Annotated in this window: 19 protein-coding genes; 11 read left to right on the plus strand and 8 right to left on the minus strand. The window is 30.2% G+C overall.

The window, feature by feature from the left end; translation table 11 throughout:
• Positions 1 to 105: 105 nt before the first annotated feature.
• The 5 genes from Q0370_RS08055 to rfaE2 all read left to right on the plus strand — a co-directional run bounded on the left by Q0370_RS08055 (position 106) and on the right by rfaE2 (position 4,084).
• Entirely contained in the window at positions 106 to 1,083 is a 978-nt protein-coding gene (locus Q0370_RS08055; RefSeq protein WP_299574396.1) for a cell division protein FtsZ, read from the plus strand.
• A 253-nt stretch (positions 1,084 to 1,336) separates the two neighbouring features.
• Positions 1,337 to 1,849 carry a type III toxin-antitoxin system ToxN/AbiQ family toxin gene (locus Q0370_RS08060; RefSeq protein ID WP_299574398.1) on the plus strand — a complete coding sequence of 171 codons (513 nt, stop codon included), beginning with the start codon at positions 1,337 to 1,339 and terminating at the stop codon, positions 1,847 to 1,849.
• 65 nt (positions 1,850 to 1,914) lie between these two features.
• On the plus strand, positions 1,915 to 2,763 hold the full coding sequence (locus Q0370_RS08065) for a cell division protein FtsZ (RefSeq protein ID WP_299574400.1): 849 nt from the start codon (positions 1,915 to 1,917) through the stop codon (positions 2,761 to 2,763).
• Positions 2,764 to 2,847: 84 nt separating this feature from the next.
• The gene (locus Q0370_RS08070; RefSeq protein ID WP_299574403.1) at positions 2,848 to 3,285 is read left to right on the plus strand and encodes a GNAT family N-acetyltransferase; all 438 of its coding nucleotides are present in this window, start codon (positions 2,848 to 2,850) and stop codon (positions 3,283 to 3,285) included.
• Positions 3,286 to 3,631: 346 nt separating this feature from the next.
• A complete protein-coding gene (rfaE2, locus tag Q0370_RS08075) occupies positions 3,632 to 4,084 on the plus strand; it encodes a D-glycero-beta-D-manno-heptose 1-phosphate adenylyltransferase (protein WP_299574445.1) in 453 nt (150 codons plus the stop codon).
• Between the two features lie 335 nt (positions 4,085 to 4,419).
• Here the strand turns inward: rfaE2 and argH are convergent, their stop codons facing one another.
• Complete coding sequence (argH, locus tag Q0370_RS08080; RefSeq protein WP_299574405.1) at positions 4,420 to 5,799, minus strand: argininosuccinate lyase; 1,380 nt, start codon at positions 5,797 to 5,799, stop codon at positions 4,420 to 4,422.
• Positions 5,800 to 6,219: 420 nt separating this feature from the next.
• Here argH and pepF point away from each other — a divergent pair, with 420 nt between their 5' ends.
• From pepF to Q0370_RS08110, 6 genes are all read left to right on the plus strand, one after another.
• Positions 6,220 to 8,019, plus strand: a complete 1,800-nt coding sequence (gene pepF / locus Q0370_RS08085) for an oligoendopeptidase F (protein ID WP_299574408.1) — start codon at positions 6,220 to 6,222, stop codon at positions 8,017 to 8,019.
• 106 nt (positions 8,020 to 8,125) lie between these two features.
• Positions 8,126 to 8,401 carry a type II toxin-antitoxin system RelB/DinJ family antitoxin gene (locus tag Q0370_RS08090; protein WP_299574410.1) on the plus strand — a complete coding sequence of 92 codons (276 nt, stop codon included), beginning with the start codon at positions 8,126 to 8,128 and terminating at the stop codon, positions 8,399 to 8,401.
• 57 nt (positions 8,402 to 8,458) lie between these two features.
• Complete coding sequence (locus Q0370_RS08095; RefSeq protein ID WP_299574412.1) at positions 8,459 to 9,232, plus strand: OmpA family protein; 774 nt, start codon at positions 8,459 to 8,461, stop codon at positions 9,230 to 9,232.
• Positions 9,233 to 9,265: 33 nt separating this feature from the next.
• Positions 9,266 to 9,667 (plus strand): hypothetical protein, encoded by a 402-nt coding sequence (locus Q0370_RS08100; RefSeq protein WP_299574414.1) that lies wholly within the window; start codon positions 9,266 to 9,268, stop codon positions 9,665 to 9,667.
• A gap of 10 nt (positions 9,668 to 9,677) precedes the next feature.
• The gene (locus tag Q0370_RS08105) at positions 9,678 to 10,028 is read left to right on the plus strand and encodes an OmpA family protein (RefSeq protein WP_299574416.1); all 351 of its coding nucleotides are present in this window, start codon (positions 9,678 to 9,680) and stop codon (positions 10,026 to 10,028) included.
• 128 nt (positions 10,029 to 10,156) lie between these two features.
• Complete coding sequence (locus Q0370_RS08110; RefSeq protein WP_299574419.1) at positions 10,157 to 10,525, plus strand: hypothetical protein; 369 nt, start codon at positions 10,157 to 10,159, stop codon at positions 10,523 to 10,525.
• Positions 10,526 to 10,576: 51 nt separating this feature from the next.
• On the opposite strand, the gene Q0370_RS08115 is transcribed toward Q0370_RS08110, so the two are convergent.
• The 7 genes from Q0370_RS08115 to Q0370_RS08145 all read right to left on the minus strand — a co-directional run.
• The gene (locus tag Q0370_RS08115; protein WP_299574423.1) at positions 10,577 to 11,392 is read right to left on the minus strand and encodes a phospholipase D-like domain-containing protein; all 816 of its coding nucleotides are present in this window, start codon (positions 11,390 to 11,392) and stop codon (positions 10,577 to 10,579) included.
• The gene (locus tag Q0370_RS08120; protein ID WP_299574427.1) at positions 11,361 to 12,272 is read right to left on the minus strand and encodes a lipase; all 912 of its coding nucleotides are present in this window, start codon (positions 12,270 to 12,272) and stop codon (positions 11,361 to 11,363) included. The genes Q0370_RS08115 and Q0370_RS08120 overlap by 32 nt, the downstream gene beginning before the upstream one ends.
• 13 nt (positions 12,273 to 12,285) lie before the next feature.
• Positions 12,286 to 12,819 carry a hypothetical protein gene (locus tag Q0370_RS08125; protein WP_299574430.1) on the minus strand — a complete coding sequence of 178 codons (534 nt, stop codon included), beginning with the start codon at positions 12,817 to 12,819 and terminating at the stop codon, positions 12,286 to 12,288.
• On the minus strand, positions 12,803 to 13,594 hold the full coding sequence (locus tag Q0370_RS08130; RefSeq protein WP_299574433.1) for a type III pantothenate kinase: 792 nt from the start codon (positions 13,592 to 13,594) through the stop codon (positions 12,803 to 12,805). Before Q0370_RS08130 ends, Q0370_RS08125 begins: the two co-directional genes overlap by 17 nt.
• Before the next feature lie 81 nt (positions 13,595 to 13,675).
• The gene (locus Q0370_RS08135; RefSeq protein ID WP_299574436.1) at positions 13,676 to 15,328 is read right to left on the minus strand and encodes an OPT/YSL family transporter; all 1,653 of its coding nucleotides are present in this window, start codon (positions 15,326 to 15,328) and stop codon (positions 13,676 to 13,678) included.
• Positions 15,329 to 15,401: 73 nt separating this feature from the next.
• On the minus strand, positions 15,402 to 15,764 hold the full coding sequence (trxA, locus tag Q0370_RS08140) for a thioredoxin (protein ID WP_299574439.1): 363 nt from the start codon (positions 15,762 to 15,764) through the stop codon (positions 15,402 to 15,404).
• A 2-nt stretch (positions 15,765 to 15,766) separates the two neighbouring features.
• The coding region (locus tag Q0370_RS08145; protein ID WP_299574442.1) for a DUF475 domain-containing protein at positions 15,767 to 16,471 on the minus strand (705 nt) is incomplete at its 5' end.

A 16,471-nucleotide genomic window follows, 5' to 3' on the forward strand; every position in this document is an offset into this window, starting at 1 on the left:
TAAAATAAAAAAATAAAAAACAAAGATTTATATGTTATACTCCAAAGTTGCATATAATAAAAAAAGAAATACATTTATAGCAAGATTATTTGGGAGGATTGGACAATGTGGGACATTGCCGAATGTGTTGAAGAAAAAAGTGACATTAAGAAAAAAACATTAAATGGAGTAAAAATAAAAATTATAGGAATAGGTAAAACAGGAAATAATGTAATAAATAAAATGACAGCAAGACAGGATATAAGAGCTGATTTTATAACTGTAGATACTGAAAAGAGCAATCTAGATAATTCAAAAGCTGATACAAAAATATTTGTATCTTCAATGATTTCTTATGAAGCTGTAGAAGGATTAAAAAAGCAAATTAAAAAAGAAATGGAAAAAGCAGATATGGTATTTATTATAGCTGAAATGGCTGAAAGAACTGGTGCCTTTGCCTCAGCTGTTATTGCAGAAATTGCAAAAACAATGGGCATATTAACAGTCGCAGTTGTATCAAGTCCCTTTAAATCTGAAGCCTCCAATAAAATAAAACTTGCTAAAAAAGGAAAGAAAAAATTAAAACATCTCACGGATACAATAATAGTCATTCCATATCAAAAATTAAAAGAGCTATATAAAGAAAATCCAGCAATAAATATTTATGAAAAAGCAGAAAAAGCTTTTGTGATAATTGTAAAAGGAATATTGGATTTGATAAAAAAACAGGGAATTGTAAATTTAGACTTTGCAGACATTAAGTCTATATTGCAAAATTCAGGCAAAACAGTATTAGGCTTTGGAAAAGCAGACGGAGAGGACAGAGCAAAAAAAGCGGTAGAACAGGCACTAAATACCCCACTTTTAGAACGTTCAATAAAAGGAGCAGGAAAAATACTAATGAATATAACCTCAGGAAATGACATACGCCTGGAAGAAATAAGCCAAATTGCCACAGCAGTAGCCAAAAGCACCGAAAATCCAGACTTATTTCTCGCATGGGGAACAGTCTTTGAAGAAGCTAAATTTGAAAATTCTGAAGATTTTGAACAAAAAGGGAGCTGTGTAAAAGTATATTTGATTGCAACAGATTTTTGCAATTAATAAAAATAATTTAAAAATTTATAAATAAAAAAAGAAAAAGTATTGACTAATCAATTAGATATGATATAATTACATTGAAAGAAAAAGTTTAAAAACAGGTGTTCCACTACCTTAAAATGAAGGACAGATAAAAACAGGTGTTCCACTACCTTAAAATGAAGGACAGATAAAAACAGGTGTTGCACTGCCTTAAAATGAAGCAACTTTAAATGCAAAGCTACCAATTATGGTAGCTTTTTTTCGAGGGGGATTTATGAAGTTATATGAAGTGGATGAAAGCTATATAAATTATTTGAAACTTTTTGACAATAGAGTTTTAAATTATTCAGGAGAAAATTATACAAAAACACGAAAATATATTGGGGTGCTTTTAAAAGTGAATAATTGTGATTATTTGGCACCATTATCATCTCCAAATAAAAAAAATGATTATACTAATAGAAAAATACGAAAGTCAAATAATTTTATTATTAGAATTATTGATAAACAAAGAAACATTTTACTGGGAACTATAAAAATAAGCAATATGATTCCAATTTTTGATAAAACAGTAATTAAATATTATGATATTCACAAGGAAACGGATGAAAGCTATAAGAAATTAATTTTAAAGGAATTAAGATTTATTTATGCTAATAAAGAAAAAATTAAAAAAACAGCGATAAAACTATACAATCAAAAAATACATAATATGTCAATGGATTATATAAAGCATACGATTGAGTTTTTATTATTAGAAGAAAAGGCAAAGTTGTATAAAAAATAGAATATATTTGGTAAAAATATGTTAAAATCTGGAAAAAGAAAACTTTATATATAAAGGAGAAAAATATGGACGGTGTTGGAATAAAAGTTATTGGAATTGGTACAGTGGGAAATGATGTCTTGAATAAGATGATGAAAAAAGAGATTGCAGAAGTTGGATTTGTGGGAATTGATACAAACCAAGGGAATTTGGATAAACTGAATGTAGAATCGAAAATATTGGTTTCTGAAGATTTAAGTGAAAAAGTGCAGAGTGCATTGAAAAATACTAATTTAGTATTTATTTTGACAGAAATGTCGGAAAAGAAAAATAACGAAATTGCCTACATTGTTTCAGAAGTTGCAAAAACAATGGGAATATTAACAGTGGTTGTAGTTGCTACATCAATTAATTCAAATGGAGAAGCTGAAGAAATCAAGAAATTAGAAGAAGTTTCTGATACTGTTATAGTTTTGCCTCTTAAAAAATTAATGGAAGCAGATTTAAGTGCAACTTTTGATAAATTATTTGAAAAAAGAGATGAAATTTTTATAAAAAATGTAGAATTTATAACAAATCTAATAAAAAAACAAGGGATAGTGAATCTTGATTTTGATGATATAAAAATAATGCTAGGAAATTTAGGAGAAGGTGTAATGGCATTTGGTAAAGGTGAAGGTCAGAATAAGGTAAAACTTGCTACAGAACAAATAATAAACAGCCCTTTTATAAAAAATCTTCCAAAAGCGAGAAAGATACTGTTAAGCATTACAGCAGGACCAGACATTGGATTAACGGATTTACAGGAAATAACTATGATTATAAATGAAAAATTTGGAGCAGACCAAACAAATATACTATGGGGATACATTATGGATGTTGAGCTTGAAGATAAAATTGAAATGGAAATGCTGATAACGGATTTTTCTAAATAAATGTATATAAAATAATACTAAGGTTGAAGTATTTATTATAGAAAAAAGTAAATATGAAAAATTAGAAGTTATAGAGGTAAAAGTGTGATAAGAGAGATTAATATACTAGATGCGAAGTATATACAAGAAATTTGTAAAGATGAGTTAGGATATAATGTTGATATTAAGACTGTCAAGACGCAAATTGAAAAATTATCTATTGATTATAAACATCATATTATCGCAGTATATGAAGACAAAAAAACAAGTAAGGTTGTTGGTTTTGTTCACGCAGAGATGTATGAAAGTTTATATAGTGATATTGGGTTAAATGTATTAGGATTAGCAGTAAATTCCAATTTTCAAGGCAAGGGTATAGGGAAAAAACTGATGGTTTTTGTTGAAGAGTATGCTTTAAACAATAATATTAATTTCATTAGATTAAATTCGGGTTCTCATCGTTCAGAAGCACATAAATTTTATGAGAATATAGGTTATACTTGTAATAAAACTCAAAAACGTTTTATAAAAATATTTCGATAAAAAGGTGCTAATAATAAAATTTTAAAATTTAAGAGAAGTAAAAGCAGTAAGCTTATGCTTCTTTTTCTTTTTTAATAAAAAAATTGTGAGAATATACTTAAAACTTTTTAAAATCAAATTGTTGGAATTAGAAAAAATAAAAGTTGAAAAAAAATAGAAAAATTTTCTTTTTTTGGAAAAAATGTGGTATAATTTGATGTATGCTCAAACCTTTTTAAAATTAAATAAACTTAGGGATTGAGTAAATTATGAATTAAAAACATTATAATTATAAATAGAATAGATGAATATATTGGAGAGAAAATTGGAAAAAAGTTTTAAAGATAATTTGCTGACTGCTGATGAAATGAGAAATGAAATAGTGAGATTGCAGAAGGCTGGGAAAAAGGTAGTTTTTACTAACGGAGTTTTTGATATTTTACATGTTGGGCATTTGACTTATCTAGAGGAAGCCAGAAATTTAGGCGATGTTTTGGTTGTCGGTGTAAATAGCGATGCTTCAGTTAAAGTGAACAAGGGAGATAAAAGACCTATAAATAGTGAAACAAATAGAGCATTTGTGCTTTTGGGTACAAAATTTGTAGACTATACAGTAATTTTTAATGAAAAAACACCAGAAAAACTGCTGGATATTTTAAAGCCAGATATTCACGTAAAAGGCGGAGATTACAAAAAAGAAGACTTGCCAGAAACAAAAGTTGTTGAAAAAAATGGCGGAGAAGTAAAGATTTTATCCTTCGTGGATAACATTTCCACAACTGAAATTATTAATAAAATTATTGAAGTGTATAAAAAATAATTTATAGATTTACTTTTCTAGTATTTTGTTAAAATGGTTATGTTATAACAAAATAACTTTTTTATTTTTAATAAACTGACGGAGCTTTTAGTTGCTCAACTACGATTGTTTGACGACTGAAAGGAGGAGTTTCGGAGTTGAGTAAATAAGAGTCGTAGTCTAGCCATAGGTATTGCGTAGCAATCTTGCCACAATTTTAATTATCAGGATAAATCTTTACTGCAAGATAAGGTTTTGCGGCAATGAGCAATCCTACAAAAATAAAAAATAAAAAAGTTGAATGATGATGAAACCTAATTATAAAAATTTATTCTCATTTTTAAATAAGGGTAATATTATAAAGTTTCTAAAAATTTCTTTCCATTTTCAATTTGCATTTCAACATTTTTTATGGAGGTTCCACCAAATGAATTTCGCTTGTTTACGCAGTTTTCGATTGTGATTTCTGAAAGAATATCATCTTTGAAAACGTCAGAAAATTTATGAAATTCTTCGAGTTTCATGTCATCAATTGCGATTTTCTTATCTTCGCAGTAGGATACGATTTCTCCAACGATTTTATGTGCCTGTCTGAATGGAACGTTGTGTTTTGCAAGGTAATCGGCTACATCTGTTGCGTTTAGGAATCCTGCCCGCATTGAAGCATAGATTTTTTCATTATTTACTGTTATTGTATCAAGCATTAGGTAGAAAATTTCAATGGATAATTTGATATTGTCAATTGAGTCAAAAATTCCTTCCTTGTCTTCCTGCATATCCTTGTTGTAAGCTAGCGGAAGTGCTTTCATTGTTGTTAAGATTCCCATAAGATTTCCGTAGATTCTGCCTGTTTTCCCTCTTACAAGTTCAGCAATGTCGGGATTTTTTTTCTGTGGCATAATTGAAGAGCCAGTTGCAAAGGCATCATCTAGATTTATAAATGAAAATTCGGATGTGCACCAGATAATAATTTCTTCTGAAAATCTTGACAAGTGCATTGAAATTACTGAAATAATCATTGCAAGCTCAATTATAAAATCTCTGTCACTTACAGAATCAAGACTATTTTCCGTAGGTTTTGAAAATCCAAGTTCTTCTGCCACAAAATGTCTATCAAGATTAAATGTAGTTCCAGCCAATGCCCCTGCTCCAAGTGGCATTTCATCACTTCTTTTGAGAAAGTCCTCAATTCTCGAAATATCCCTTTTAAACATTTGAAAGTAAGCCATCAAGTGATGAGAGAATAAAATTGGCTGAGCCCTTTGTAAATGTGTATATCCAGGAATAATAACACTTTTATATTTTTCAGCAAGCTCTAGCAGTACATTTTCCATTTTTACAAGTAAATTTGAGATTTCACGAGCTTCTTTTCGTACATACATTCGCACGTCAAGAGCCACCTGATCGTTTCGGCTTCTAGCAGTATGCAATTTCCCAGCCACAGCCCCAATAATCTGTGTCAGCCTTTTCTCAATCGACATATGAATATCTTCATCTTCAATTCTAAACTCAAATTCTCCCTTTTCAATTTCATCCTTTATCTGAAGCAACCCATTTTCAATATCTTTTTGTTCATTTTCCGCAATAATCCCTTGCCTAGCAAGCATTCGGCTATGTGCAATACTTCCTGTAATATCTTCCTCATACATTCTTTTATCAAATGTAATTGATGCATTAAATTTTTCTAACAATTTATTAGTTTCCTTATGGAATCGACCTTCCCACATTTTTTTCATATTTCTCAGCCCTTTCCTGTATATATTGGATTTTATAGTCAATCTATTTAAAAAGCAGTAAAAATAACCATATATGCGGTCTAGCTCTATACTCACATTTTAAAATAGAATTGCTATATTTACAGCAATAATCCTTTTTTATAATCATTATATCAAATAAAAGCTAATTTTTAAAGGAAATAAAAATTAAATAAACTTGGAATTTGCATAAATTATAAAAAATATCTTTTAAAAATTTGCTAAAAAAGGTATAATATCATAACAATATATGAGTTTTTTGATTATATGCTCAAACCTATTTTAAATTAAACTGCTAAAATTATATAAATTTAAGGTTTGAGTAAAATAGTTATAACTTTTGAGTTTGATTTTAAATAAGTTTTACTATACTTTAGTTAATTTTAGAAAGGAAAAAATAAAATGGAAAGAAGTGAAATAAAACAGGAATATAAATGGAATTTATCGGATATTTATGAAAATTATTCAGCTTGGGAGAAAGATTTTGAGAAAGTTAGTGAGCTGAAAAAAGAATTGGCTGGGTTTAAAGGGCAATTTGGGAATGAAGGAAAGTTATTGGAGTTTTTTCAGAAGCAGGAGGAAATGGATAAGATTTCTTATAAATTGTATCGTTATCCTCAGCTTGCGAGGGATTTGAACTCATCGGATAAGGAGGCTGTGGAGCATTTACAGAAGGTGCAGTTTTTGTTTGCAGAGATTTCTACTGAATTATCCTGGGTAAATTCGGAACTGGTTGATAATCGTGAGAATATTGAAAAATGGATTGAAAAAAAAGAATTTGATGATTATAGATTTGGACTGAAAAATTTATTTAGATTACAGAAGCATATTCTGGAAGAAAAGGAAAGCAAATTACTGTCGTACTACAGCTCATTCTTTTCAGCACCGAGAAGTATTTATTCGGAAGTTACGGTTACGGATGTGGAGTGGCCTCAAGTTACGCTTAGTTCAGGAGAAAAAGTGGATGTAACGCCTGCCAATTATTCTAAGATTTTGTCTACAAATAGAAATCAGGAAGACAGAAAACTGATGTTTCAGACGTTTTATACAATTTATGAAAAGAAAAAAAATACGATTGCTGCAATTTATAACTCAATTTTGCAAAAGGGAATTGCTTCAAAGAAAGCCTACAATTACGATTCATTTTTATTAAGCCATCTGGAGAGTGACAATATTCCAGAAGAAATTTACTTAAATCTTGTCAATACGGCGAAAAATAATACAAAACCATTGCAAAGATATTTAAAATTGAGAAAGAAAATTTTAGGACTTGAAAAATATTATAATTTTGACGGCTCAATTAATCTAATAGAATTTGACAAGGAATACGAGTACGATGATGCGAAGAAAATAGTGTTAAATTCAGTTGCTCCACTTGGAAAAGATTATGTAGAAAAAATGAAAAAAGCGATTTCAGAAGGCTGGCTGGATGTATTTGAGGCAAAAGGGAAAAGAACAGGAGCGTATTCTGCTGGAGTTTACGGAGTTCACCCATATATGCTTCTAAATTACAACAAGACTTTAGACAGCGTATTTACATTGGCACACGAACTGGGACATACTTTGCACACTCTTTATTCAGACGAAAATCAGCCTTTCTCGATGGCAGACTACACAATTTTCGTAGCGGAAGTGGCTTCCACATTTAACGAAAGATTACTGCTTGACTATATGCTGGAAAATACCAATAATCCAAAAGAAAGAATCGCACTGCTGGAGCAGGAAATTGGGAATATTGTTGGAACATTCTATTTTCAGGCATTGCTAGCAGATTATGAATATCAGGCACACAAGCTGGCAGAAGCTGGAGAGCCAATCACAGCGGAAGTTTTGAGCAAAATTATGGAAGACTTGTTTGACAAATATTACGGCGACATAATCGAAAAAGATGATTTAATCTATATTTTCTGGGCAAGAGTTCCACACTTTTTCAACTCGCCATTTTACGTGTATCAATACGCCACTTGCTTTGCCTCATCAGCGATTTTATATGAAAAAATGATAAATTCAAGTGATGAAAGCGAGAAAAAGCAAACACTAGACAAATACATTCAATTATTAAGCTCAGGAGGAAATGACTTCCCAATGGAACAGCTTAAAAAGGCAGGAGTTGATTTGTCAAAAATTGAAACAATCGAGGCTGTGGCAAAGCAGTTTGATTTGCTGTTAGATAAATTGGAAGTGGAAATTGGGAAGTTGTAGAAAAATATTGAAATATATAAAAAGAAAATATTTATTTTTTGTATGGCTTTGTGTTGACAATGTAATTAAAAATTGATACAATGAAGAAAAAAAGGAGGTATTTGTTATGGCAAATGCAAATTTAAGTATTAGAGTTGATAAAGAAACAAAAGAAAAAGCGAATGAGTTGTTCAATAAATTTGGGCTGACAATGACAACGGCTGTAAATATGTTTTTGAAAACTGCGATTAGGGAAAATAGAATTCCTTTTGAATTGAAATTGGAAGAAGAGCCAAATGAAGTAACAATGAAAGCAATTGAAGAAGGAAGACGGATAGCAAAAGATGATAGTGTAAAGGGATATGACAGCATAGAGGAGTTGAGAGAGGCACTTGATGTATAAAGTAAATTACTTTAATGAGGTTCTGAGTTTTTAATATTATAAGGGAGTGAATTTGTTATGAAAAAAATAGTTTTATTTTTTGTATTGGTTTTGGCAGTTAATTTGTTTTCTGATGAATATGTAAGACAATTTTATAATTCAGATGGAGAAATGATTGGGTATTCACTTATGGACTTTGATTTTGAAAAATTTAGTGAAAAAGTTGAAGAATTTAAGAAGAAAATAGAAAGTGGAGACAAGAAGGCGATTAATAACTTAGCTAATTATTATGCTAGAAATAATTTTATTAGAGAAGCTAAAAAATATTACAATTTAGCAATAGAAAATGGCTCTAAAGTTGCGAAAAAAAATTTAGAACTGGTAGAGAAAATCCCCTTTCCTATAACTCCTGGTGTTTTTGATGAATGGACTTGGATTATACCTTTTAAAATAGGAAATGAATATAAATATGTGGTTAGAGGATACAAAGTAGATGGAGAAGAGTTAAATGAAAGTGAAAAAGATTTTATGAAATCCGCAACAAAAGAAGTTTGGAATAGACTTTTTGAAAGTGCAGATTTAGAAATTGTCGGTTATAGTGATTCAAGAGAAAAAAAATCAATTTCGTTGAAAAGAGCGGAGAAATTTGCTAAATTTTTTAGAGAGGCTGGATTGAAAGAAGGATTAAAATTTACAAAAATAATTGGCAGAGGAATTGAAAATCCAGTAGATAACGATGATACGGTCGAAGGAAGATACAATAATCGGAGAGTGGAAATTATAATAAAAAATGAAGTTGAACCAAAACCTGTTAATGTTTTTGAATTAAAAAAACAGTTAGTGGATGAATAAAAAATTATAAAAATTTAGAAGGGATAAGTTTTTATGAAAAAAATAATTTTACTTTTCACAATAATTTTAGGATTTAATTTATTTTCGGACAACTTAAAAAATAATGAGATGGCTAATATTTCTTCATATGATGAGTTTTTTCAAAAAGTAAAGCAATTGGAAGAAAAAATAAAAAATGGAGATAAAAAGGCGATTAATAATTTGGGGAATTTGTATGCAAAAGATAAAAATTCTCGAAATATTCCTAAGGCAAAAGAATATTATAGGTTGGCAATAAAAAATGGTTCTGAAATTGCCAAGAAAAATTTGGAAATAGTAAATAAACTTCCAAAATTGTGTCCTGATGGAGCAATATGTGAAAATTGGACTACGATTAGATTTGTAGATAAAGATGGAAAAATTGTGAAAATGATAATTAAGAGGGTTTCCTGTTAATAAAGAAGAAGTGACTGAGATTGAAAAACGGGAAATTAAAGGCGAAATAGAATATTTATTAAATGTTTTTCTTGAGAATGAAGAATTTGTAATTATTGGATATGCTGATGAAACTGAAAAAAATAAAAAGAAATTATCTTTCTCAAGAGCTGAGAAAATGTCTGAATTTTTGAAACAAAATGGATTGAGAAAAGATATAAAAATTAGTAAAATAACTGGAAAAAGTTCTGAAAATCCAGTTGATACAAATGATACAGAAATTGGAAGATACAATAATCGCCGTGTTGAAATTTTTCTGAAAAATGGGAAAGTTAAGAAAATTGATGTTGAGGAATTGTTGAATCAGTTGAAAGATGAGTAGATTTTTGAAAAAGCAGGATTTTGTATCAAATATACTAAACTGATAAAATAATTTTTTTATAATTTTCTGTTTTCCAAAAAAATATGGTATAATTAATATGTAAAAGATTGAAAGAGAAGGTGATTTTGATGAAAAAAATTTTTAATAAAAAGATTGGTGTTTTGATTTTTTCTTTGGTATGTGCGGGATTGGCAAACGCTGCACCTGTAAGAAGTGAGAATGAAGCTTTGAGACTTGTGCAAAATTCAATAGCTAAGCATAAATTTGGTGGTAGTCAAGGGACAAAATGCATGAGATTTTATGTTGATGAAACTGATGAGGAATTTGAAATTGATGTGCGAAGCAATAATATGAAATGCGGTGGAGATCCAAATGTTGAGCCACGTTTGTTCAGTTATACTGTAAATAAGAGAACTGGTAAACTTGCAACAGATAACTTTGATTATGCTAACAGTTTAGGGTTGGAATGGGACGGAAGCTATAATCCAATAGATTAATTGTAATTGTATTTAAAAAAAGAGTTGTCTAAATAGTTAAACTAGGCAACTCTAATTTTTTTTGCTAATTTTATATTTCAATTCTTTTAGTGATACTGGGTTTACTTTCAGTAAATCTTTATAAACGTTATTTAAGTGCTTAATTGCAGTTTTGTCGGTTGTTTTTATGCAAGTTTCGTGATTTAGCATAAATCCTGTGTCAGTAAAGTTTAAGGAGCCTAAAAATGCAATTTTATTATCAATTATGTAGATTTTGCTGTGAAGATCGTAGTTCTTGCTTAAAATATGAATATTAAAATTATCACGCAACGAATAGTAAAATTCGTTGTTTTTTATTGCTGTTCTTAGAAAAAATGTAAAAATTCCTAGAAAAATTATTAAAACTAAAAGATTGTTTTTTGTAATTGGAAATACAGACTTTGTAAAGGAAATATCAAAAAGAAATAGTGTAAAAATTTCTAGTGCTGCAACCGACAAAATTAAATAGAGTGCTGTTAGTATAATTTTTCCAAAGAGAAGAATGAATTTTCCAAAACCTAGTATTGAATGATATTTAAATAAGTTTTTTCGTAAAAAAGGATAAATTTTTTCATTATCTTTTGAAACGATATTTACCTGCACGTCTTTGTTTAATGAACTAAAAATATCTTCAGTTATCATATCCCCACTTAAAAAGGGAGAGATTACCGTGATTGATTTCTTGGCTTTTTGGATTGCATTTCGTACACTAATGCCAGCCTTTTTTCCAACATAGATATCACAGGAAATCCCTTCTAAGAAAGGTTGCTCAGCTTTTGGAATATTTCTTGTTCTTGTAGTTTTTTTGGTTGTGTAGTTAGTTCGTTTTGTCGTCTTTTTTTTCATCATTTTCTTTTATATCAGGACTTTTTAAAAAGTCAGAAATCTCCTTCATTGTTCGATTATCTTTCAAAATACTCGTGTGAGTAGTATTATTAATAATTTTAAAATTATCAGATTCCATTTTTGCAGTTTCCAAAGGCACCATCCCATCGTCCTTTCCACGAATAATCATAGAATACAGCGGATTATTTGTCTTATTTCCAATCAGAATCATATAATCGTAATTAGGTTCGCCAAGCTGATTTACAAAACTATCCTTTTTTGTGCTAAATTGTGGAACGACTTTTCCAAGCATAAATGGAAGTTTGTCTACAAATGGAACATCTGCTAGATGGCTTCCGTGGGATGGCGGTGAAATAAATACAACTTTTCCTAAATTTTCAAGAGGATTTTCCTTTAAATAATATCGTAAAATCCCAGTTCCCATCGAGTGTGCCACAAAATTAATCTTTATATTTTTTTGTGTATTTTCATCATTTTTTTTATCTTTTCGTTTACCATTTTCGTCAATTTCATAATACTGATTTTCTATTTTTCTATGTAGATTTTCTGCATAAATTTGCCCATTAATATCCTCAATATTTGGCTTTATATAACGTTCAACAATCTCTTCAGCAGTGTCCTTAGTTGTAGGATATTGAATATTGATAATCCTGTAATCATTCTTAAATTTTTGTGCAATACTTTCCATATCTGAACTTTTCCCATAAATACCATGAAGAAGCACCATAAAATCCTGATTTTTCCGAGATTTGTCATCTTTTTCATAGTAAGTCTTGATTTTATATTCATGGTAAAGAAGTCCAGCAACAACATTTTGAGTTGCAACTGCTCCAGCTATTGTAATTATTGAGCCGATTAATATATTTTTTGCTATTTTATTCATTTTATTTCCTTTTTTAAATATTGTTTTTTAAATTATACTTTTTGAATTTATCATCTAATCCTTTTGAACACATCAATTTTTTTATGTTGTCATGAATTTTAAAATCAAGTATATTTAAATCATTCGTATCGAATTCTACATAAATATCTCCTAATGTCTGAAATAAAAATCTTGCTGGAAGGTTTGGAAATAAAATTCCAGTCTCAAATTCATTTATAGGGATATTTGAATCAAAATCACTGTATATTTCTTCCATTATTTGCATATTTTCTGAAAATCCTATTTCTATACTGTACGCTGTTATGTTTGTTATATAGACCTTAGCAATATCAAACCAGACTATATCCATAACTCCTATATATTTATAAATTTGATTTTTGGCTTCTTCGGAAAGTTGATTTAATACGTTAGGAGTTATTTGCAGTCCAGCATATTTCACATAAAACTGTAATTCCTTATTTGAAATAAAAGGTATATTACAATACGATTCCATTATCTCCAGTTCACATTCATATTGAACAGTATTCAATTTAACTTTTACTTTCATCTTTCTCTCCTCTTTGTAATTTATAAAATTCAAAAATTCCCATTTCTCCAAGTTTTGCTACATATTCATCAATTTCTTCGATATATTCTGAAATTTTTTGTCCCTGTCCGCCAGTTGCGATAACGTAAGCGTTTGGAAAGGAATTTTTGTATTGTAAAATCAATTCTTTTATTGCACCAACATTTCCGTAAAAGATACCAGCATTTATTTGTGAAATTGTATTTATTCCCAAAACTGTTTCAGGATTAGTAAATTCAATTTTTGGCAAGGCAGCGGTATTGCTAAATAAGGCATTTATTGAAAGTGTGATTCCAGGAAGAATGCAGCCGCCCATATAAGTGGAATCTTTTATCATGTCAAAAGTTGTGGCTGTACCAAAATCAATTATTAAAAGTTCCTTTTCTGGATACAGTTTTTTTGCTGCCAAAATGTCTACAATCCTGTCTGCACCGAGACCACGTTCCATATTTGGCAAAATTTTTATTTCATTTTCTACATTGTCAAGTGTTACAAACATTGGATTGATGTTAAAATATTTTTTTCCAAGCCTTGTAAAATTTTCGTTAATATTTGGAACAACTGATGAAACAACAATATTTTTAATATCTGAAATTTCTAAATTGCTGTTTTTTGCAAATTCCTTTAACATTACAAAAAGAGTATCTTCGGTAAATTCCAGATGTGTCGGTATTCTGAATGTTGCTAGAATATCACCATTTTCATTATAAAAAATCGGTATAATATGTGTATTTCCGATATCAAATCCTAAAATCATTATTTTTCCTTTCTGTTAGTGAGTTTATTAAAAGATTAAACTCAAAATCTTGTCTAAATTTAAATATATAAAGATATTTTTTTATTTTACAAACAGCTTAATATAAGCAACAATTGATAAAATAACGCCTATAATCGCTTCTCCGCTCATTAATCCATTAGAAATTAAAAGCAGGTTTGAGTGAGATTTTTGTGAAATTCTGTTTCCAAAAAAACTTGCAAGTCCGCCTAAAAATACAGTTGAAGTTAAATAAAACGGCACATAGATTCCAATTCCAAAAGTTAAAACTGGTAAATTTAACAGGCTTAAAAGCAGTCCAGCCGCAAGTCCAATAAAGAAAATATTCAAAAACGGAATTCCGTTTATTACTGTTGCAACAATTGAGGCTTGTAATGCTATCAAATCGGTATTTTCTACTGGACCGATAGTTTTATAGACTCTGAAAAATACAAAAAATAAGAATGTTATTACAAAAGAACTTGCAATTGAGCCGATTAATTCACCAAAAAGCTGTTCTGATGGATTTACTTTCATTTTATATCCTGATTTAAAGTCGTTTAGAATATCGCCAGAAAGTCCGCATGCTACTGCTATAATGCAAGCCAGTAAAAATAACGTCAGAGTGTTTAAGTTTGTAGAAAATTTTATTCCGCCAATGTTTAATCCGTTTAACATTTTATTTAAAAATGAAATTACCAGAATTGTGATTATGGCATAAATTTCCATTGGATTAACTCCAGTCTTTCCAGTCGAATAACCTGCGATTATTGTACATAAAATCGAGATTAGGACTAAAACTAATGCAAGAAATATTGGAAGTTTATAAATAAAAATTATTATAGTTATTGAAACGGCTGATAAAATAAATAATTTGGTAATGATACTTCTATTTTCTGAATTATTCTTTGATTTATTTGAAAAAATAATTTTTAAAATTACAGCAATTCCGATTCCAATCATAAATCCCATTCCAAAACTATTTTTCATAATGGGAAAATCAGCAATTTTAAACATTTTTGCAAGCGGTTCCCCAACAAAAATAACAGCAGCGCCACCTAAAAACCAGACAAATGTATTTAAAAATCCAAGCACATACCCGATTCCGACTAAAAGAGGCGAAACATAAAAGCTGAAAGGCACATTTTTTAGTGAAACTAATGCTGGAATAATAGGAGCTTTTCCTTTTGAAAAATTAAAATCACGCAAGAGAGCAACAATAGAGCTAAATAATGTCCCAAAACCGACATAACGGATACTTCCTGTATTTTTTCCAGAATTTACAAGGTTATATGCCGCTTCTCCGATTGGAAATTCCAATTTTTCCTCTTCAATCAGCTTTGTACGAAAAATATACGATAAAAATGCTCCAGCAATACTTCCAATCAAAATAGTCAAAAATAACAGCTGCTGATTAATATCCGTAAGCTTTCCGCCTAAAATAAGATAAGCAGGCATTGTGAAAGCGACTCCGCCAGCCACCATTGATCCAGCACTCATAATTGTATGTGTAATTGTAATCTCTTTATTATTAGCCTTTTTAAAGAAATTTAGAGTCATCATAGATAAAAGTGTAACCATTATTGTAGGCCATGGTAATGCTCCAAATTTCAGCACGATGTAAAAGGAACTTGCAGATACTAGGACTGCTCCGATAATTCCTGTAAAAATTGCTGAAAATGTTATATTTATTTCATTATTTTTAGTTCTAGTTCTTGTTTTTTTTGTTTTTGCCATTAAGTTTCCTCCTGTAGTATTTGTTAAAATTTTACTTCATTTTTAGGTTGTTTGTCAATTAAATTTTATAAAGTTAGAGCAGTGATATTTTAGTGGTGTACTTCCGTATCAAGAAATTCTTATAAATTTTTCTTGCAAAATAATGATCCAACTTAGCTTCAGGGTAGAAGCCAGTTACCTTTTCTTTAGCAACGCCATCCCGAAAAAGAATTAAGGTTGGGATGCTCATTACTTTGTACTTAGCAGCATTTTCCTTATTATTATCAACATTCAACTTCAAAAATTTAATTTTGCCGGCATACTTTTTTTCAAGGTTCTCCAATGCCGGAGCCATCATCTTGCAGGGGCCACACCACGGAGCCCAAAAGTCAACCACCACTACTGGTGCAGAACTAGTCAACTCAGCAAAGGTCTGGTCAGTCACAACTGTTGCCATTGTTATTCTTCCTTTCGTTTTGGTTGACGGAGATAGTGAATGATCATCGTAACGATAAAGACAATGAGGACAAATGCTCCGAAGTAACCAGATGGTATTTCAATGTCGATTGCCGGGATGGTTAAGAAGAGCTTAATTGCAATAATGAAAATTAAGACATACGCCATTGGTTCCAGTTCTGGAATCTTCCGCATTAACTTCATAATAATTTCGGCGACTCCACGCATACATGCAATCCCAATAATCCCCCCGATCAGGACGATTACTGGGTTGTTTGAAATTGCTAAGGACACTAACACAGAATCAATGGAGAAAATAATATCCATCATTTCAATCTGGGCAACTACAGACCAGAACAGTTTTCTTCCCGTCAAATTTCCGCCTAAACGATGAATTAACGGTTTCTTTTCTTTCTTTTGCTTATGAGAAAACTTAGCACTGAAGAATCGGTAAACTAAGTACATTAGGTAAATAGAACCAAGAACCTTAATCTCCCAGAAGTGGATCAAGTAGGTTCCTAAGCCAATAACCAGAAACCGGAAAAGGTACGAACCCCAAATCCCGTAGAAAAGTGATTCTTCTTGTTCCTTTAACGTTGGTAAAACTCGTGTTTGGGCGGCCAACACAATTGCGTTATCAACCGAAAGCAAACACTCAATCAATACTAAGGAAAGGATAATCAGCCAATCCTGCCCCGAAGTAATTAC

It is taken from the genome of uncultured Leptotrichia sp. (assembly GCF_938036635.1).
Taxonomy (GTDB): domain Bacteria; phylum Fusobacteriota; class Fusobacteriia; order Fusobacteriales; family Leptotrichiaceae; genus Leptotrichia; species Leptotrichia hongkongensis.